The organism is Ruegeria sp. CDSB117 (assembly GCF_059611005.1).
Genome location: NZ_JBXWOS010000014.1, coordinates 15777 through 34240, shown reverse-complemented (window position 1 = coordinate 34240; position 18464 = coordinate 15777). Strand labels below are relative to the sequence as shown.

Here is an 18464-nt window from a genome sequence, read left to right as displayed (position 1 = left end):
TGAGGTTCCCTTCCAGGTCAGCGGCGGTAGATAAAACAGCGCCCCGCGACGGCCCCTTCAGGAAGGGAAACTTCGGTCAAAGTATCGAAATACATCCGGTCGCTGGACACCATCAAACCACCCTCGGCCAATAGCGGCTCGATCAATGGTGAGACAAATCTGGCGAAGTCGTCGTTCTTTTTGCGGTTGTGACCGCCCAAGTCGGCGTGGATCAGACTGGCTGTGGCTCCGAACCGATCCACCGAGGCCGGTAGTGTTTCGCGCACATCCCCCAAAATCACCCGATCTTCGGGCGGCGTGGAATCCGGATGCGACGCCACGGCGCGCTCGAACACATAAACAGGTCGACCTGAAATATACTGCACCATGTGATGATAGGTGCGCCCATTGCCCAACCCCAGTTCGAACACTGGCCCAGGCATTCCTTTGGTTTCAGAGATGGCGAAATCCAGACAGGCCCGTTGGGACACCATACGGTCGATGAACAGATCCAGGCGGCTTTGGTTGTCGGGCACGGGGAAATCTCTCCTTGATATCAGTCAGCTCATGATTTGGGGCCGACACCGCATGTGATGACAAATCCTCAAGGATTTGTGTAGGTAAATTGGCCTAAGTTTCACATTTTCGCGACAATTCGGCCCAAGAACGGGTTTGACTACACAGGCACAACCGCGCGAGACTAAGTCAAAAAACACAGGGAGTTGAATACGCCGATGTCGAACCACGGACGAACGGGTGGAAAACCCGCATGACTGCGTTGTTGTCCGTCAGAGACCTCAGCATCGGTTTTGGTGCGGGCGACTCAGTTGTCAAAGGTGTCAACTTTGATGTCGAGGCTGGGCAGACATTGGCTCTGGTCGGTGAATCCGGATCGGGAAAAACCATCTCGTGCCGGGCGGCCTTGCGTATTTTACCACGTGCCGCGCAAATCCGCAGTGGCACGATAACCCTGAACGATTCGAAAGGCTTCGAGGATCTGACCAAGATCAGCGAGCGACAGATGCGTGAAATTCGCGGCAATCGGGTTTCGATGATTTTTCAGGAACCGATGCGATCGCTATCCCCGTTGCACAAAATCGGCAATCAGGTCAGCGAGGTCTTGTGGCTGCATCGGAGCGCGTCCGAGGCGCAAGCCCGCAAAGAGGTCCTGACCCAATTCGAACGCGTGGGCTTTCCTGATCCGCAGCGCGCCTATGATTCTTACCCGTTCGAGTTGTCGGGCGGCATGCGCCAGCGCGCCATGATTGCGATGGCCATGGTTTCCAAGCCGGAACTGCTGATCGCGGATGAGCCGACGACCGCGCTGGACGTAACGACACAAGCGCAAGTGCTTGGTCTGATCAAAGAACTACAGCGCGAGACAGGAATGGCTCTGATCCTTGTGACGCACGATCTTGGTGTGGTTGCCAATATGGCAGAACAGGTCGTTGTCATGCACAAGGGTCGCGTGATGGAGGCAGGGGCAGCCGCCCCGATCCTAAGCGCCCCGGCGCACCCCTACACACAACAATTGTTCAACGCGGCCCCTGCAATTCCCGACGAAGACTCGGTCGGGCTGCCTATGCCGGATGATGACCTCATTCTACAGATGAAGGGGGTGTCCAAGACCTACACTATGCGGTCCAGCAGGGGCTGGCAGGGGGACAAGCTGATCCATGCCTGCCGAGGTGTGGATCTGAAATTAGCCCGCGGCAAAACACTGGCAATCGTCGGCGAAAGTGGCTCGGGCAAAACAACGGCCGCGCGGATCGCCCTTGGCGCGGAACTGCCCGATCCGGGTGGCGAGGTTCTGTTTCGCACCTCGCCAGGCGAAGACCCGATCACCGTGCACCACATGAACCGCTCTCAGCGCACGGCCTTTCAACGCAAGGCGCAGATGGTGTTTCAGGATCCGTACAGCTCTCTCAGCCCACGGATGCGCATTCAGGACGCTCTGACCGAACCATTGGAAATCCACTCCATTGGTTCGACCGCCGAACAGCGGGACAAAGCGGTCGAGATGCTGCAGCGCGTCGGACTGAATGGTGATATGCTCAAACGCTATCCCCATGCCTTTTCCGGCGGACAGCGGCAACGCCTGTCGATTGCGCGGGCGATGATGCTGGACCCGCAGCTGATTGTCTGTGACGAACCGACATCGGCACTGGATGTATCGGTTCAGGAACAGATCCTGACCTTGCTGGAAAACCTGCAGGACCGGTTGAACCTGTCCTACCTGTTCATCTCGCACGACCTTGCGGTTGTGGCGCGCATTGCCGACGAAGTGGCCGTGATGCGCCGGGGTCTTGTCGTCGAACAGGCCCCGCCCGAGACACTGTTTTATAACCCCCGACACCCTTACACCAAGGCGCTGATTGCCGCCCAACCAGAACCCGACATCAACCGGCCCATCGACCTGAAACTGGTTGCGTTGGGCGCAGGTTCACCAGACAGTTGGGATGACACCTTCCGATTTACGGACTCCGTGATACCTTCACTGGTAGAGATGGAGCCCGGCCATAAGGTACGATGCCATGTTTAAAACCACTCGCCCGCTTATTCTGGCTGCCACGTTGGCCGCCACTTTGGTCCTGCCCGCCACGGCAGGAACACCGACCCTTCAGGAAAGCGAATTCTGGAAAGCCGAGGTCAGCGCCGGGAACTTGCCGCCGGTCGCAGAGCGCCTGCCAACCGAACCTCTGATCGTGGATCTGGCCGCGAAAGGCCGCAAGTTTGGTGCCCCAGGTGGTACCCTGCGCACCATGGTGACCCGCTCAAAAGACATCCGCCAGATGGTCGTCTACGGGTATGCGCGACTGGTTGGGTTTGACGAAAACTACGAAATCGTCCCTGATCTGCTGGAGTCCTATGAAAACGAAGGTAATCGAAAGTTCACACTGCATCTGCGTGACGGGCACAAGTGGTCCGATGGGTCACCCTTTACCTCGGAAGACTTCCGGTATTGGTGGGAGGATGTCGCTAACAACGAGTTGCTCAGCCCATCTGGCCCACCGGATTTCCTGATTGTTGAAGGCAAAACGCCAACCGTGACCTTCCCGGACGAGACGACTATTGTCTTTGAGTGGGAAGACCCAAATCCTGATTTCCTGCAATCGCTGGCCCAAGCGCGCCCGCCATTCATTTACCGACCGTCTGAATTCCTCAAACAGTATCACGAGAAGTTCGCAGATGCTGAAGACCTCGCCTTTCAGGTCGAAGACGCACGGGTCAAAAGCTGGGCGGCGCTGCACAACAAGCTGGACAACCTCTACAAGTTCGACAACCACGAACTCCCGACGCTGCAGCCTTGGCTGAATGCAAGTTCGGGCAAGAAGATCCGCCACAATTTCGTTCGCAACCCATATTATCACCGCATCGATTCCAACGGCGTTCAGTTGCCCTATATCGACGTTGTCGAGATGGAAATCGTCGCCGCTGGCTTGGTCGCGGCCAAGACCAACGCTGGCGAGACTGATCTGCAGGGGCGCGGTCTGGCGTTTCGCGATGCATCTATCCTGAAAAAGGGCGAAGCCGGCGGAGACTACAAAACCTTGTTGTGGAAAACCGGTGTCGCATCGCAAATCGCGATCTATCCGAACCTGAATTACTCGGATGAGATCTGGCGCGACGTTCTGCGCGATGTTCGTGTTCGGCGGGCGCTGTCCCTGGCCATCGACCGCAAAACCATCAATCAAGCGCTCTATTTCAAGCTGGCCCATCCCGGTGCGATGTCCGTTTTGCCCGCATCTCCGTTCTATGACGAGGAAAACGCAAAAGCCTGGGCGCAGTACGACGTTGAGATGGCCAATGCCCTTCTGGACGAGGCTGGCTTGGCCGAGCGCAATAAAAACGGCATTCGCCTGCTGCCGGATGGCCGCCCGATGGAACTGATCATCGAAACCGCCGGTGAAAGGCAAGAAGTTGAGAACGCGCTTCAGATCGTCACCGATACATGGCGTGAAATCGGTGTGGACCTGATCATGCGCCCACTGGACCGGGACATTCTGCGCAACCGCGTATTTTCAGGCAACACCATGGCCTCAGTTTGGTTCGGCTGGGATGACGGTATACCGCAGGCGCACACATCCCCTGCTTATTTGGCCCCCACGGATCAGGTGTTTCTGGCCTGGCCCAAATGGGGACAATTTTACCAGACCGGCGGCGATGTTGGTGAAGCGCCTGACATGCCCGAAGCCGAGCGTCTGATGCAACTGGCACATGATTGGGAGGTTGCCACCACCGATGAAGAGCGCAAGGCAGTCTGGACCGAGATGTTGAAAATCCACGCTGACCAGCTTTTCGCCATCGGAATTCTGAACGGCGCACCGCAGCCTATCGTAGTGTCCAACCGTCTGCGCAACGTGCCCGAGCAAGGCATGTGGGCATGGGAGCCCGGCGCACATTTTGGCATTCACCGCCCCGACGAATTCTTTTTCGCCGACTAATCAGGAGCAGCTAAATGGTAATGCTGCGCTATGCGGTGTATCGCTTTTTCACGATGCTGCTGACTTTGCTGGTGGTGTCGGTTCTGATCTTCGTGATCATCAACCTTCCACCCGGCGATTATCTGAGCAATCAGATCGCGGAATTGCAGGCATCCGGCCAGTCCGCCGGGGTGGCCAAGGCCGAGTTCCTGCGCGCGGAGTACGCTCTGGATCGCCCCGTATGGGAGCAATACCTGATCTGGATGGGGTTCTGGCCCGGTCCGCACGGGTTCGAAGGCCTGCTGCAAGGCAACTACGGCTGGTCCTTTGAATTCGACCGCCCCGTGGCTGAAATTGTTGGTGATACTTTGTGGCTGACGGTTGTGGTCAATCTGGCCGCTATCCTGTTTGTTTACGCCGTTGCCCTGCCGCTGGGTGTCCTCGCCGCAGCAAAATCGCGCACCTGGATCGACTATACGTCGGCCTTTGTCGGTTATCTTGGTCTGGCGACGCCCAATTTTCTGCTGGCGTTAATCCTGTTCTACTACGGCCACCGCTACTTCAACCTGCCCATCGGCGGCCTGATGGACCCATCGTTCGAAGGCCAGCCCATGAGCTGGGAAAAGCTGAAGTCCATTCTTGTCCACCTGATCGTGCCGACTTTCGTCATTGGCACATCTGGCGCCTCTGCCATGATGCAGCGCCTGCGTGCGAACATGCTGGATGAACTGGGCAAACCTTATGTGGAAACGGCCATTGCCAAGGGTATGGCACCATCGCGAATGCTGACAAAGTACCCGCTGCGCGTGGCGTTCAACCCATTTGTTGCAGATATCGGGAACTTGCTGCCGTCGATGGTATCCGGGTCGGTACTGGTCTCAGTCGTGCTTGGTCTGCAAACCATCGGCCCGACCTTGCTGACCGCACTCAAGACACAGGACCAATTTCTGTCTGCCTTCATTCTGATGTTCGTGGCCTTGCTGACCCTGATCGGCACCATGATCTCTGATATCTTGCTGGTCATGCTGGACCCGCGCATTCGGTACGAGGGGCGTGAAGCGTGACCAAGCACACCGACGGTCGCTTTGTCGACGATGCACCTTTCGACGCAGATGCCGCCCTGCAACAGTTAGAGCGCGCAGATCTGGACGCACCCAACTGGGTTCTGGTCTGGCGCAAGTTCAAAACCCATAAGCTGGGCCTGATTTCAGGCGTTTTCCTACTGTTCTGCTACCTGATGCTGCCCTTCGCTGGATTCATCGCCCCCTATGGCCCGAATGAACGAAACGGCGAACACCTTTACGCCCCGCCGCAAAGCATCAATTGGTTCCACAATGGCTCCTTCATTGGCCCGTATGTCTATCCGATCGTGGCCGAAGCTGATCTTGAGACCTTTCAATGGAAATTTGTGCCCGACACGGAAGACCCTCGCCCGATCCGCTTTTTCTGCGAGGGGACCGAGTACAGGCTTGCCGGGCTTGTAAAATCAGACACCCACCTGTTCTGCGCGCCAGAGGGCGCAACGCTGTTCCTTTGGGGATCCGATCGTTTGGGCCGCGATGTGTTCAGCCGCATTCTATATGGCGCGCAGCTGTCGCTGACTGTCGGCCTGATCGGGATTTCGGTATCGTTCACCCTTGGCATCTTTTTTGGATCAATCGCCGGGTATTTCGGCGGCAAGATCGATTGGGTCATCAACCGCGTGATCGAGGTCTTGCGCTCGCTACCTGAACTGCCGCTCTGGCTTGCCCTATCGGCGGCGGTGCCCTCAAATTGGAGCCCGGTTGCTGTTTTCTTCATCATCTCGATCATCCTCGGGATTCTCGATTGGCCCGGCCTCGCCCGTTCGGTACGCGCGAAATTCTTGTCCCTCAGGGAAGAAGAATACGTCCGCGCCGCCGAGATGATGGGCGCAAGCTCTGGCCGTGTGATCCGCAAGCATCTGCTGCCGAACTTCATGTCTCACCTGATCGCCTCGGCCACATTGTCGATACCGGCCATGATCCTCGGGGAAACCGCGCTCAGCTTCCTGGGCCTTGGCCTGCGGGCCCCCGCCGTCAGCTGGGGTGTAATGCTGAACGACGCGCAGAACCTGGCCTCGATCGAGATCTACCCCTGGACGGCAATCCCGATGTTGCCGATCATTGTTATTGTGCTGGCCTTCAATTTCTTGGGTGACGGGCTGCGTGACAGTCTGGATCCGTACCAGCAATGAGCTTGATTTCAGCCCTTCCTGCAACCGACGGATACCGCAAAACGGGCACCGGGGCTTGGTCCAGCGTCTACGCGGTATCTGAACTGGCGACGGCAACCTTTGGCGCGGTGGCTCAGGAACTGGCTCGTCTGATGACGGCGCTGAACCTGTCGCCCAGTGCGCCGGATGTGTCTGTGGATCACCGGCTGGCCTCGCTTTGGTATCAATATTCCTTCAAGCCCAATGGTTGGGAGATGCCTAGTCTCTGGGATGCGGTCGCGGGGGATTACCAAACTGCGGATGGTTGGATCAGGCTGCACACCAACCTGCCCCGCCACCGGGCGGCGGCACTAAATGTTCTTGAAGTCAAAGCAGATCGGGACGCGGTCTCTCAGGCGGTCCGGCGATGGTCCGCCAGCGAGCTGGAATCGGCAATCGTGGCCCAGGGTGGCGTTTCCGCAGCCATGCGCAGCCGAGCAGTGTGGTTAGAGCATCCGCAAGGTCGGGCCGTGTCCCGCGATCCACTGATCGGTTGGCACAGCCCGCGACAGATCAAACTGCGAGATCGATCCGAGGCCACGGCTGAGCGCCCTTTGGCAGGGTTGCGCGTCCTCGACCTGACACGCGTGCTGGCTGGGCCCGTCTCAACGCGAACCCTCGCCGGTTTTGGCGCTGACGTTCTGCGTGTCGACCCACCCTGTTGGGACGAGCCCGGTGTCATACCCGACATCTCTTTGGGTAAATCCTGCACTTACCTCGATCTGAAATCGCCCTCAGGTTTGGAAAAGCTGCAAGAGTTGCTGTCACAGGCCGATGTGTTCGTCCACGGGTATCGCCCCGGTGCTTTTGATGCGCTCGGCCTGACCAGGGCCAAGCGCGATGAATTGGCCCCAAACCGGGTCGAAGTCACATTGGACGCTTATGGCTGGCAAGGCCCATGGGCCGGGCGGCGCGGGTTCGACAGCCTCGTTCAGATGAGCGCGGGTATAGCGGATGCAGGCCGTGACTGGGCGAATGCGGACAAACCAACTCCGTTGCCGGTTCAGGCGCTGGATCATGCAACCGGCTATCTGATGGCCGCCGCTGTGCTATCCGCCTTGGCTGAGGCCGCCTCGGGGAATGCGATCATGCTGGGCCAGCTCTCTCTCGCGCGCACGGCCGAGTTGTTGGCCATTCTCGGCAAGTCCGACACGAAAGAGGTCATCACCGGTGCCAGTCCGTCAGACTACAGCCAAGCTCTCGAAGAATCTGGCTGGGGCGCCGGTCACCGCCTGAAACCTGCTCTGACCGTTGGCGAGGCCAAGATGTTCTGGGACAAGCCTGCACCTAAACTAGGCACGTCGGCTCCGGTCTGGGCCACGGCCATCACCTGAGCCAACCGCCGCGCGGTACGCGCGGCCCGGCCTAACGCTTTGGGTCACGTCTCGCCAGAGACGTTACCCAAAGGGGCGGGAGACCCCCTCAGCGATCATCACCACCCGGGCCGATATCGTCCAAATAGTCCTCGTCAATCGCAGCCTGCACAGCACCAGTGACAGCCTCTCGCTGCTTCGGCGTCAGATCTTCCGACTCCTTGCCCTCGGCCAACCGTACCGTGACTTCACGGTGCGCGAACTTGATGCCTTCGCGGGCGAACAATTCCCGGATGTCCTGATAGACTTTCTTGCGCACAAGCCATTGATCGCCCGGTTTGGTCATGAACTTGACCCGAATGATCATCGCAGAGTCTTGCATTTCGATCACGCCCTGCGACTTCAGCGGTTGGATAAAGTTGTCGCCGATCACCGGGTCGCTCAACAACTCTTGACCCAACTTCTTGATCAGCTTGCGCACCTTCTCGACATCGGTGTCATACGTCACCCGTAACGGCAGTTTCATGATCACCCAGTCGCGTGAATAGTTGGTCAGAACCTTGATCTCACCAAAGGGGATGGTGTTCAGCGCGCCCAGATGGTGACGCAGTTGGAACGACCGAACCGAGATCTTTTCGACAGTCCCCTTCACGTCGCCGATGTCGATGTATTCACCCTTGCGGAACGCGTCATCCATCAGGAAGAACGCCCCCGAAAAGATATCGCGGACCAATGTCTGCGACCCAAAGCCCACGGCCAGGCCCACGACACCAGCACCCGCGAATAGCGGACTGACATTGATACCCAATTCCATCAGGGCAATCAGCGCTATGGTCACAACAACTACGGCCAGAATGGCCCCGCGGAACAAGGGCAACAATGTTGCAAGGCGGCTTTGCCCACCTTCTCCGCCTTCATCGCCCAGCTCAGCCTCACCACCGCCGTCGTCGATTTCCTGCGCGATCTTCGAGTCGATCCAGATGCGGAAGAAATGGAACAGGATGTAACCCATGAAGAGGATCACCATCACGTCCAGCGCCCGCTCGATCGGCAGGTCCTCGCTCCAGCTGGCATCCGGATTCCAGATGACAACCAACGCATACAGACCGACAACAAAAGCCAGAATACCGGCAACCCGCCGCGCCAGATCTTCGTAGGTCAGGATCGAGTGCTTGCGCATCTCGGCCTGCGGCGTTTCGATCACTTCAACCTCGGCATCCGCCTCATCAGCATCGGCATTCATTGCGTCCAGCTGGCTGTTGCGATTGAAATACCGTTCCAGAAGGTAGTTCATGGCCCCATAGGCAACCACGACCGACATGAAGATGGCATAGCTGCTAGCCACAATCGGGATCGAGTTTTGATTTTCCAGCACCAGGTCGACCGCCAGTTTGAACCAGCTGAACACCATGTACAGGATCAGCACCGGCGCCCATGCAAACGAGATTAGGCGCAGAATCCACGACACCTGATCCGGTGACCGCCCGCCGCGAATGGCGTTCGAAATGGCGCGGGCATTGAACAGGATCATCAGGACATTGCCGATCGCACCAAACATGGTCAGACCGCCATAGACCAAGGCGTAGACGTTATAGTTCAGCCCAAAATCAGCTACCCAAGTGGCAAAAAGCACCACGGTAATGTCATAGGTCGCCAGCGCCGACGCCCAAATGTACAGGCGTTTGGCGTCACGATCCGAGAAAGGCGGCAGGCGGTATTGGCTCAGATACGGAGATAGAACCATACGCCAAAGATCAGACACCGTACGCGACAGGAAGAAGGCGGTGAAAATTGCTGTGACCGTGAACTGGATCGAGATGTCCTCAGCCTCGCCAAAAAATACGAAACCAACGATAAGAGCCATCACCATGGCAAAGATCGTGGCGCCTATTCCCATAAGGAACCGGAACACCAAAAACGGCATCTTCTCGCGATAGCCTTGCGGATCTTCCTTGGATCGCGCGACGACGATTCGCTTTGCGATACGCTTGCCGTAGATTTCAATCGACAACCATCGTCCGATCAAAAGGAAGAGGACGTTCCAGAACAGGACCTCGACATAGGTCTGTATTCGACCATCCGGGCTGGTCTGACGCAGGATGTATTGCACCTCGAAGATCGAATAAGGCAGCGCCTGAAGCCGTGAATTCATCGAGTCGCGAAACCTCGAAAACCGCTCCTGTGCTTTCATAAGCTGCGAACCGTCGCCCATCGGATCCCCGGGTGCAGCTTCGGGGGTTGTACTATTTTGCGTGCCGGAGGACACGATTTGCCCGGCGCTGTCGATGACGATCACACTGGCACCGGCTTCGGTCGCGGAACGTATCGCCGTAGCCAGATCGCTTTCGCTGGCTGTTTCCGAGCTGCTGCCCCCGGCTGAGGGATACCCCGGGATCAGAGAGGTCTGCGCAACTGCACCGGTGACCAGCGCCAGAGTAAGGGACCAGATTACAAACGTTAATCCAGCCAGCAATGTTCGTGTCATCGGATATTTTTCCAGTTCGCCATTCGTAACACAGGTTATCGAAGCCCGATGGCGGGTTCAAATGTTCAACCTCCGCAGCCTCAACATCGTGTCAGGCCGTGTTCCCCGCACCATGCTATGAACAGAAGTGTTTGCAACCCGGAAAAAACTGAATATGACCAACCAGACACTACCATCATGACCGATGGACAGAAAATTTGATGTAGAACAGGGCGCAGATGCGAAACCCACAGCTAAAATCGATACAAGCCGGTAACGACTGGTGAGATCAGTGATTTTGCACGAGGCTGAAAAAAATATATACGATACGGGTGCAAGCGCGCGGAGTTGCACCAGAACACTGAATTGGGCAAAGGCATGAGCCTAGGAAGTCAAAACGATACAACCGGCCGTGCGCCGCGCATCTTGTTCTACAGCCACGATACGTTCGGGTTGGGTCACCTGCGCCGATCCCGTGCACTGGCTGGTGCGATGACGCAGGCTGACCCATCGGCATCGGCGCTGATCCTGACCGGATCACCCGTGGCCGGGCGGTTCACCTTTCCGCGCCGCGTCGACCACGTGCGTTTGCCGGGCGTGACCAAACGTGCCGACGGATCTTATGCATCCCAAACGATTGGTATGGGCATCGAGGAAGTGACCGAGTTGCGGGCGGGTCTGATCCAGACGGCGGTTCAGCAATTCGATCCCGACGTTCTTATCGTCGACAAGGAACCAACCGGTTTCCGCAGCGAGCTGTTGCCCACCCTGGAAAATTTACTGCGGTACCGCCGCACCAAAATGGTCCTGGGCCTGCGGGATGTTCTGGATGAACCCGAAGTGCTGGCCGCCGAGTGGGAGCGGAAAGAAGCAATTGCAGCGACCGAAAGGTTCTACGACGAAATTTGGGTTTACGGGCTGCGCTCGATCTATGATCCGACCGAGGGCCTGCCGCTCAGCCCTGCCGCGCAGTCGCGTATCCATTGGACTGGTTATTTGCGCCGCGATCTTGGGCCGATAGGCGATCCGCCGGAACAACCCTACATCCTGATTACGCCCGGTGGCGGCGGCGACGGCAAAGCCATGGTGAACCAGGTTTTGTGCGCCTATGAAAAAGACCCCAACCTGTCACCGCGCGCTGTCCTTGTCTACGGCCCCTTCCTGTCGGGCGAGCTGCGCGAAGATTTCGAAACCCGCGTTGCTGCGCTGAATGGTCGGGTCACGGCCGTTGGCTTTGAATCGCAGATCGAAACGCTGTTTGCGGGCGCTGCAGGTGTGGTCTGCATGGGCGGCTACAATACGTTCTGCGAGGTGCTCTCGTTCGACAAACGCGCCGTCATCGTTCCGCGCACGACTCCGCGGCTGGAGCAGTGGATCCGCGCCTCACGCGCCGAAGGTCTGGGACTTGTCAGAATGCTGGACGAAAATCGTGACGGGTTAACTGCGGACGCGATGATTGAGGCTATTCGCAATCTGCCCGATCAGCCCTTGCCTTCACAGGCAATCCGTGACGGCCTGCTTGATGGTCTGGACTATGTCACAAGCCGCATCGACGCGCTGCTTGGTGGGGAACGGGAACGAGCCACCGGATGACGTCAGGAAAACCCAAGCTCGCGGTGCTGGTCAAAGGATGGCCGCGCCTTTCAGAGACGTTTATCGCACAGGAACTGGTCGCCTTGCAGGACGCGGGCCACAGCTTTGACATCTGGTCCCTGCGCCACCCGACCGACATCAAACGCCACCCGCTGCATGATCGGTTTAAGGGACAGGTCCACTACCTGCCCGAGTACCTGTACGAAGAACCTGATCGCGTCTGGGCCGCGCGCCACCTCGCGCAGACCCTACCCGGCTATACCGAGGCTTATAAGGTCTGGCGCTCTGATCTGCGGCGCGACCCGACACATAACCGCATCCGGCGTTTCGGGCAGGCCTGTGTTCTGGCCGCCGAGTTGCCTGGGGAAACGCAGGTGATGTATGCGCATTTCATGCACACGCCGTCGTCGGTCGCACGCTACGCCGCCATCATGCGCGGCCTGCCCTGGAGCTTTTCGGCACACGCCAAAGACATCTGGACGTCACCCGACTGGGAGAAAGCCGAAAAACTGCAGGCCACCACGCATGGGGCCGCTTTTGGCGCAACCTGTACTGCCATCGGGGCCGAACACTTGCGAAGTTTGGCCGATGATCCGGCTCGGGTCGATTTGATCTATCATGGCTTGGACCTGAGCCGTTTTCCCGATCCGCCGACCCGCGCAGCTCGGGCACCGGATGGGCCGTTTCACATGCTCTCCGTCGGTCGTCTGGTCGAGAAGAAGGGCTTTGATCGCCTGATCGATGCGTTCGCCATGCTACCCAATTCGCTGGATTGGCACTGGACGCATATTGGCGGCGGTGCGCTTGGTGATGAGCTGCGCGAACGGGCTGAGGCCCAAGGTATCGCAGACCGGATCACCTGGAAGGGGGCCTGCGACCAGCCCGAGGTGATCGAGGCGATGCGCACATCTGATCTGTTCGTGCTGCCCAGCCGGATCGCGGCTGACGGAGATCGCGACGGGTTGCCAAATGTTCTGATGGAGGCTGCGTCGCAGCTGTTGCCGATCCTGTCGACACCGGTTTCCGCCATTCCGGAATTCATAGAAACCGGGACACACGGCGTTTTGTCCGACGACAACCCGGCCGCACTTGCCAGCGCGATCACCGAATTGGCCGCCGCTCCTGAGCGTACTGCATCTATGGCCAACGCTGCCTATTCCCGCCTGATCGCCGAGTTCCGCATGGACCCCGGCATTGCCCTGTTGTCCAAACGGCTCAGCGCATTGGGCGCGGGCAAAGACTGATGGCCCGCGTCGCCTTTTTCTCACCGATGAAATCTCCGGACAGTCCGGTGCCGTCGGGCGACAGGGAAATGGCACGCAATCTTATCAGGGCGATCGGGGCGGAGGGTGATGAAGTCAATCTTGTCTCAGGTCTGCGCATCTATGACAAAACGGGGGATGGTGCGGTTCAGCAGCGTCTCCGCTCTGACGCCGATGCCGAAGTTCAGCGACTGGTTGCTGATATGCCTCACGACACGGATTTATGGGTGACCTATCACAACTACTATAAGGCCCCCGATCTGCTGGGCCCTAAAGTGTGCGCCGCTCGGGGCATCCCTTATGTTCAATTGGAAAGTACCCGTGCGACCAGCAGGTTACGCGGCCCATGGTCCGGCTTTGCGCAAGCCGCACATGAAGCCTGCGACACAGCGGACGTCATTTTTTACCACACGGCCAACGACCTAATCACGCTGGAGCGTGAAAAATTCGAAGATCAGCGTCTGGTCGAATTACCGCCCTTTTTGCCAATTTCGAGCCTGCCGCCCGCCTCCTCATGTGACGGGCCGATGCTGGCGGTTGGAATGATGCGGCATGGCGACAAACTGGCGTCGTACCAACTGCTGGCGCAGGCCCTGTCGCATTTGAACGAGGATTGGGCTTTGGATATTGCAGGGGATGGACCTGCGCGGGCTGAGATCGAAGACCTTATGGTGCCGTTCGGCTCGAAGGTGCGGCTTCTGGGGCAACTGGATCGCGACGCCTTGCAAAACATATACGCAAATGCGTCCATCTTGGTGTGGCCCGGCGTGAATGAGGCATATGGAATGATCTACCTTGAGGCGCAAGCCAGCGGAGTTCCGGTTGTTGCGCAGAACAGGCCCGGTGTCCGCGATGTTCTGGCGCCGGCCGACTACCCCGAGGTCGAATCAGGACCCGAAGCGCTTGCCGCCAGGCTACAGACGCTGCTTGGAGACCCTGCCCTGCGCCGTTCGCTTGGTACGACAGCCCGGGAATACGTGTCCAACCGCCACCTGATGCCCGCAGCAACCGAACGGTTCTGGCAGGCTGCGCGGCCTTTGATCGGAGGCACCGCATGAGCCAACTTGCTCTTTTGCGCCACGGCCACACCCATTGGAACCGCGCTGGCCGTATTCAGGGCCGCAGTGACATTCCGCTGGACGAGGACGCGCGCACCGAACTGGCCGGATATGAATTGCCCGAGTCGTGGAACAAGGCAGCGCTCTGGTCCAGCCCCCTGCAGCGCGCCAGCGAAACCGCCGCATTGGTCGCGGGGCGCGAGCCTATGGTGTCCGAAGCCCTGACCGAGATGAACTGGGGCGATTGGGAAGGCAAGCGCGGCGTTGACCTGATTGCAGACGCAGACAGCGGATATCGCCATATCGAGGATTGGGGCTGGGACTATTGCCCGCCGAACGGCGAAAGCCTGGCGGACGTGCGGGCGCGATTGCAACCCTGGCTGGGCGGTTTGCAGGGCGACACTGTCGCCGTGTGTCACATTGGGATCATGCGCGTCATTCTGGCCTCGGCCTGGGGATGGAACTTTGACGGCACCGCCCCGTTCAAGATCAAGCGCAACCGCCTTTATGTCATTGATCTGGAGAGTTTTCAGCCTCAGCCCGAACCGGTTCGCCTGCTGCGACAGGGGCCCCGCGAATGAAGGTCATGATTGTTGTCACCCACCTGCTGGGCACCGGGCACCTGAGTCGCGCGTTGACGCTGGGCCGGGCCTTTGTCGCGGATGGGCATGATACCTTCGTGATCACTGGCGGGATGCCCGCTCCTCAGTTGGACACGACCGGAATAACACTGCTGGGACTGCCCCCTTTGCGCTCGGATGGCACTGATTTCACCCGTCTTTTGACACAAGCCGGAACGGTTGCGGATGAGGGGTATTTCGCGGCGCGCAAGACTGCTCTGGTTGAAGCAATTCGCAGCTTTGCACCGGATGTTCTGATCACCGAGCTTTATCCGTTTGGCCGCCGGTCTCTGGCAGATGAATTTTCAGCCACGCTGGAGACCGCTCGTAACATACGCCCGCGCCCGGTAATTCTGGGATCGATCCGTGACATTCTGGCACCGCCGTCAAAACCCTCAAAGGCAGAGCGGACGGAGCAGATAATCGCAGAGCATTACGACGGCATCCTTGTCCATTCGGACCAGAGCGTTGTCCCGTTGAACGTCAGTTGGCCTGTGTCTGAGCAACTGGAGGGCCGCCTGTTTTACACGGGTTTCGTGGCTCCACTGGCCCCAATACCGCACAAGGATGCAATCGGCAAAGGCGAAGTGCTTGTCAGCGCAGGCGGCGGTTCGGTTGGGCAACCGATCTTTCGCGCGGCCATCGAGGCCGCCCGAAAGATGCCGAACAGGCGCTGGCGCCTGTTGGTTGGCGGGCAAGACGCAAAGGCGCGCATTGCAGAATTGCGGAAGCATGTGGAGGGCCCCCCTGTCACTCTGGAAGCGGTGCGGCCCGATTTTCGCCAGATGCTGCCCCACGCGGCGGCTTCGGTCAGCATGTGTGGCTACAATACAGCATTGGATATTCTGCAAGCAGGAACCCCTGCCGTGTTCATTCCATTTGATGATGGCAATGAGGTCGAGCAGAGCCTGCGCGCCCGCACCCTTGCGGAAATGCCAGCCATAGATGTCATCCCAAGCAAAGATTTGAACGGAAATCTGCTGGCCCATGCCGTGGGCCGTGTGATTTCATCGGAACCTCGTCCGGTCTCAGATCAGGGGTTCGACGGCGCTGCGCAATCCGTACGAATCGCCAAAGAACTTTTGGAGCGCCGCGGATGAGTGTCGACTGGCGCGTTTTGACGGATGAGCTGGAACTCTGGCGTCAACAAGAACTGGCGCTGCCTTTGTGGTGGCGCGACGATGATGCGGTTTCCACAACGCCGCAGCTTGATCGCTTGACCGCGATGTCAGACCACCTTGGGGTGCCTGTTCATCTGGCCATCATCCCCCGTGATGTCCAAGACACGCTGATCGAGTATGTAACTGCCCAGCCAAACCTGATCCCGGTCGTGCACGGTTGGGCCCATCAGAACCACGCACCACCGTATGAAAAGAAATCCGAATTCCGCCTGCACCGGCCCATGGACGATATCACTGGGGATATCGGCTCGGGGATATCGCGGCTGCGCACCCTGTTTGCAGATCAATTGTGCCCGATGTTCGTGCCGCCATGGAACCGCATAGCGCCAGAGGTGGTGCAGGAATTGCCCGCAGCGGGGTATCGCATCTTATCGACCGCCACGCCACGGTCCAGCCCGCAGGCAGCGCCTGGATTGGCCCAGATCAACACGCATCTGGATCCAATAGACTGGCGCGGATCACGCGGACTGGCCGACCCGGACATGTTGATCGCCAAAACCACTCAACTGCTGCAAGATCGCCGCGAGGGTCGCGCAGACAACGCCGAACCCTTTGGCATCTTGACCCACCATCTGGTTCATGATGAGGACATCTGGGCCTTTACCCACGACCTGCTGCACCGGCTGCTGAACGGGCCCGGCTTTGTCTGGTCTGCCTCCCAAGCCGATTGAAAACGGAGATCTGAATGAGCCGACTGGATTCCATGCTGCGCCGACTGACCGCACAACGTGACGGTTTGAATTGGGCTGTCGATCAGATCTCAGACACTGCGGGCGACGTGCTGGATATGGGCCTTGGAAACGGGCGCACTTATGATCACCTGCGGGAAATTCTGCCGGATCGAAGGATCTGGGTCATGGACCGCGTGCTGCAATGCCATCCGTCCAGCACACCGCCAGCAGAGGATTTTTTGCAGGGTGAGGCCGAGCCGATGCTGCAGAAGCTGGCAGAAGGTGGACCCAGGATCGCTTTCGGTCACTACGATTTCGGGCGGGGTGTCAAGGAAGAGGACGTTGCCGAAGCGGCGCGCCTTAGCCCACTGATTGCGCAGGTGATGTTGCCCGGTGGTCTGCTAATCTCGGGCCAACCTTTGGTTGGTTTTGAACAGATAAGCGGCCCGGACACCATCGCGCCGGACCGTTACTTGTTCTACAGGGCCTGATCAGGCCACGCGCCGTCCGCGGGACCAAACGCCATTCAACGCAGGGGTGCTTTCGCGCATCCGGAACCGGATGACGTCCGCACGTGCACCCGCCCGTAGCTCACCACGATCATCCAGCCCAACGACCTCTGCCGGTGTCTTTGTCACGGTTTTCAGACCGCGGGCGAAGTCACCCCACATCTCGCCCAGTTTCACAGCAGACAGCAACAATGCGGAGGGCACATAGTCCGAGGACAGTATGTCGAGATGGCCCAGCTGCGCCAGTTCATGCGCAGCGACATTGCCGGAATGCGACCCGCCCCGGATCACATTAGGTGCGCCCATCATCACCTTGATACCATGATCATGACAGGACTGCGCAGCCTCGACCGTAGTCGGGAACTCGGCAAGGGTGATCCCGTGACCGGCCGAAACGCGCACCTGTCCAACCGTCGTGTCATCATGGCTGGCCAGCATAGCACCAAACCGTTTGGCCGCTTTTACCGTCTCAACCTCGTGCAGATCACCATAGCGGTCGCGCATTGCCTTAAGGTCGGCCACGTGTTGCAGAAATCCATCGCCCTCAAGCCCCAGTTTGCCTTTCAGATACGCTTCCAGTTTCGACATATCGCGGAACTGTCGTTGCCCGGGCGTGTGATCCATGAGTGAGACCAGACCAACACGGTCTTCGGGCCCAAATTCGTTTAATTCTTCGGCCAGGGTTTCCGAGCAGACTTCGGCCCGCAAATGCAGAAAATGGCTGATCTTCAGCGCATCCTGTTCCCGCAACTGCCACAGTTCACGCGACAGACCGCGCGCGTATTTGACATAGCGTTGCCCGGACGGGATCGAGCCTATCCGCATCGCGTCGAACACGGTCGTGATCCCGGTACTGGCCAGTTCGGCATCATGGGCCAGAATAGCGGCTGCATGTGGCCAGTCGACCTTGGGCCGCGGCTGGATGTGGCGCTCAAGATTATCGGTGTGCAGTTCGACCAGACCGGGGCAGACATAATCCCCTTCGCAGTCAATTGCACCAGCGGGAACAGTTGCGCCGGTCGCGACCTCAGCAATCGTATCCCCCACAAACCGAAGGCTGCCCACGACCGTCTCATCGGGAAGAACAAGCGTGGCATTGGCAAGTATCATTTCTTCTGTCATCTGAACTTCACAAGGTTTGAGCTATTGGAAAGGCC

General features: G+C 58.6%; 15 protein-coding genes. 12 read left to right on the top strand and 3 right to left on the bottom strand.

The features are described 5' to 3' along the window. Window positions 1–17 precede the first annotated feature (17 nt). Window positions 18–515, bottom strand: a complete 498-nt coding sequence (locus AC2FJC_RS15180; RefSeq protein WP_496740132.1) for a class I SAM-dependent methyltransferase — start codon at window positions 513–515, stop codon at window positions 18–20. Window positions 516–748: 233 nt separating this feature from the next. On the opposite strand from AC2FJC_RS15180, the gene AC2FJC_RS15175 reads away from it, so the two are divergent. From AC2FJC_RS15175 to AC2FJC_RS15155, 5 genes are read left to right on the top strand one after another with little or no spacing between them, the layout of a single operon-like run. Further along, on the top strand, window positions 749–2521 hold the full coding sequence (locus tag AC2FJC_RS15175; RefSeq protein ID WP_496740131.1) for an ABC transporter ATP-binding protein: 1773 nt from the start codon (window positions 749–751) through the stop codon (window positions 2519–2521). Next, on the top strand, window positions 2514–4424 hold the full coding sequence (locus tag AC2FJC_RS15170) for an ABC transporter substrate-binding protein (protein WP_496740130.1): 1911 nt from the start codon (window positions 2514–2516) through the stop codon (window positions 4422–4424). The genes AC2FJC_RS15175 and AC2FJC_RS15170 overlap by 8 nt, the downstream gene beginning before the upstream one ends. Before the next feature lie 14 nt (window positions 4425–4438). Continuing rightward, on the top strand, window positions 4439–5467 hold the full coding sequence (locus AC2FJC_RS15165) for an ABC transporter permease (protein WP_170561146.1): 1029 nt from the start codon (window positions 4439–4441) through the stop codon (window positions 5465–5467). Then, window positions 5464–6618 (top strand): ABC transporter permease, encoded by a 1155-nt coding sequence (locus AC2FJC_RS15160; RefSeq protein ID WP_496740129.1) that lies wholly within the window; start codon window positions 5464–5466, stop codon window positions 6616–6618. The genes AC2FJC_RS15165 and AC2FJC_RS15160 overlap by 4 nt, the downstream gene beginning before the upstream one ends. Then, on the top strand, window positions 6615–7970 hold the full coding sequence (locus tag AC2FJC_RS15155; protein WP_496740128.1) for a CoA transferase: 1356 nt from the start codon (window positions 6615–6617) through the stop codon (window positions 7968–7970). The genes AC2FJC_RS15160 and AC2FJC_RS15155 overlap by 4 nt, the downstream gene beginning before the upstream one ends. Before the next feature lie 88 nt (window positions 7971–8058). On the opposite strand, the gene AC2FJC_RS15150 is transcribed toward AC2FJC_RS15155, so the two are convergent. After that, window positions 8059–10434, bottom strand: coding sequence for a mechanosensitive ion channel domain-containing protein (locus AC2FJC_RS15150; protein WP_496740127.1), 2376 nt, complete (start codon window positions 10432–10434; stop codon window positions 8059–8061). Between the two features lie 357 nt (window positions 10435–10791). Here AC2FJC_RS15150 and AC2FJC_RS15145 point away from each other — a divergent pair, with 357 nt between their 5' ends. From AC2FJC_RS15145 to AC2FJC_RS15115, 7 genes are read left to right on the top strand one after another with little or no spacing between them, the layout of a single operon-like run. Continuing rightward, a complete protein-coding gene (locus tag AC2FJC_RS15145; protein WP_496740126.1) occupies window positions 10792–12006 on the top strand; it encodes a glycosyltransferase family protein in 1215 nt (404 codons plus the stop codon). Next, on the top strand, window positions 12003–13250 hold the full coding sequence (locus tag AC2FJC_RS15140) for a glycosyltransferase family 4 protein (RefSeq protein WP_496740125.1): 1248 nt from the start codon (window positions 12003–12005) through the stop codon (window positions 13248–13250). The genes AC2FJC_RS15145 and AC2FJC_RS15140 overlap by 4 nt, the downstream gene beginning before the upstream one ends. After that, on the top strand, window positions 13250–14326 hold the full coding sequence (locus AC2FJC_RS15135) for a glycosyltransferase family 4 protein (protein ID WP_496740124.1): 1077 nt from the start codon (window positions 13250–13252) through the stop codon (window positions 14324–14326). The genes AC2FJC_RS15140 and AC2FJC_RS15135 overlap by 1 nt, the downstream gene beginning before the upstream one ends. Continuing rightward, the gene (locus AC2FJC_RS15130; protein ID WP_496740123.1) at window positions 14323–14907 is read left to right on the top strand and encodes a histidine phosphatase family protein; all 585 of its coding nucleotides are present in this window, start codon (window positions 14323–14325) and stop codon (window positions 14905–14907) included. Before AC2FJC_RS15135 ends, AC2FJC_RS15130 begins: the two co-directional genes overlap by 4 nt. Next, window positions 14904–16046 (top strand): glycosyltransferase family protein, encoded by a 1143-nt coding sequence (locus AC2FJC_RS15125; protein ID WP_496740122.1) that lies wholly within the window; start codon window positions 14904–14906, stop codon window positions 16044–16046. Before AC2FJC_RS15130 ends, AC2FJC_RS15125 begins: the two co-directional genes overlap by 4 nt. Continuing rightward, the gene (locus tag AC2FJC_RS15120) at window positions 16043–16798 is read left to right on the top strand and encodes a polysaccharide deacetylase family protein (protein ID WP_496740121.1); all 756 of its coding nucleotides are present in this window, start codon (window positions 16043–16045) and stop codon (window positions 16796–16798) included. Before AC2FJC_RS15125 ends, AC2FJC_RS15120 begins: the two co-directional genes overlap by 4 nt. Window positions 16799–16812: 14 nt before the next feature. Then, complete coding sequence (locus AC2FJC_RS15115; protein ID WP_496740120.1) at window positions 16813–17289, top strand: class I SAM-dependent methyltransferase; 477 nt, start codon at window positions 16813–16815, stop codon at window positions 17287–17289. On the opposite strand, the gene AC2FJC_RS15110 is transcribed toward AC2FJC_RS15115, so the two are convergent. After that, on the bottom strand, window positions 17290–18429 hold the full coding sequence (locus tag AC2FJC_RS15110; protein ID WP_496740119.1) for an alpha-D-ribose 1-methylphosphonate 5-triphosphate diphosphatase: 1140 nt from the start codon (window positions 18427–18429) through the stop codon (window positions 17290–17292). Window positions 18430–18464: the final 35 nt, after the last annotated feature.

Bases quoted from the DNA above. Each gene is read 5' to 3' on its own strand.
- AC2FJC_RS15175 (WP_496740131.1), top strand. From the start codon at position 749: ATGACTGCGTTGTTGTCCGTCAGAGACCTCAGCATCGGTTTTGGTGCG.
- AC2FJC_RS15170 (WP_496740130.1), top strand. From the start codon at position 2,514: ATGTTTAAAACCACTCGCCCGCTTATTCTGGCTGCCACGTTGGCCGCC.
- AC2FJC_RS15165 (WP_170561146.1), top strand. From the start codon at position 4,439: ATGGTAATGCTGCGCTATGCGGTGTATCGCTTTTTCACGATGCTGCTG.
- AC2FJC_RS15155 (WP_496740128.1), top strand. From the start codon at position 6,615: ATGAGCTTGATTTCAGCCCTTCCTGCAACCGACGGATACCGCAAAACG.
- AC2FJC_RS15150 (WP_496740127.1), bottom strand. From the start codon at position 10,434: ATGACACGAACATTGCTGGCTGGATTAACGTTTGTAATCTGGTCCCTT.
- AC2FJC_RS15145 (WP_496740126.1), top strand. From the start codon at position 10,792: ATGAGCCTAGGAAGTCAAAACGATACAACCGGCCGTGCGCCGCGCATC.
- AC2FJC_RS15140 (WP_496740125.1), top strand. From the start codon at position 12,003: ATGACGTCAGGAAAACCCAAGCTCGCGGTGCTGGTCAAAGGATGGCCG.
- AC2FJC_RS15135 (WP_496740124.1), top strand. From the start codon at position 13,250: ATGGCCCGCGTCGCCTTTTTCTCACCGATGAAATCTCCGGACAGTCCG.
- AC2FJC_RS15130 (WP_496740123.1), top strand. From the start codon at position 14,323: ATGAGCCAACTTGCTCTTTTGCGCCACGGCCACACCCATTGGAACCGC.
- AC2FJC_RS15125 (WP_496740122.1), top strand. From the start codon at position 14,904: ATGAAGGTCATGATTGTTGTCACCCACCTGCTGGGCACCGGGCACCTG.
- AC2FJC_RS15120 (WP_496740121.1), top strand. From the start codon at position 16,043: ATGAGTGTCGACTGGCGCGTTTTGACGGATGAGCTGGAACTCTGGCGT.
- AC2FJC_RS15115 (WP_496740120.1), top strand. From the start codon at position 16,813: ATGAGCCGACTGGATTCCATGCTGCGCCGACTGACCGCACAACGTGAC.
- AC2FJC_RS15110 (WP_496740119.1), bottom strand. From the start codon at position 18,429: ATGACAGAAGAAATGATACTTGCCAATGCCACGCTTGTTCTTCCCGAT.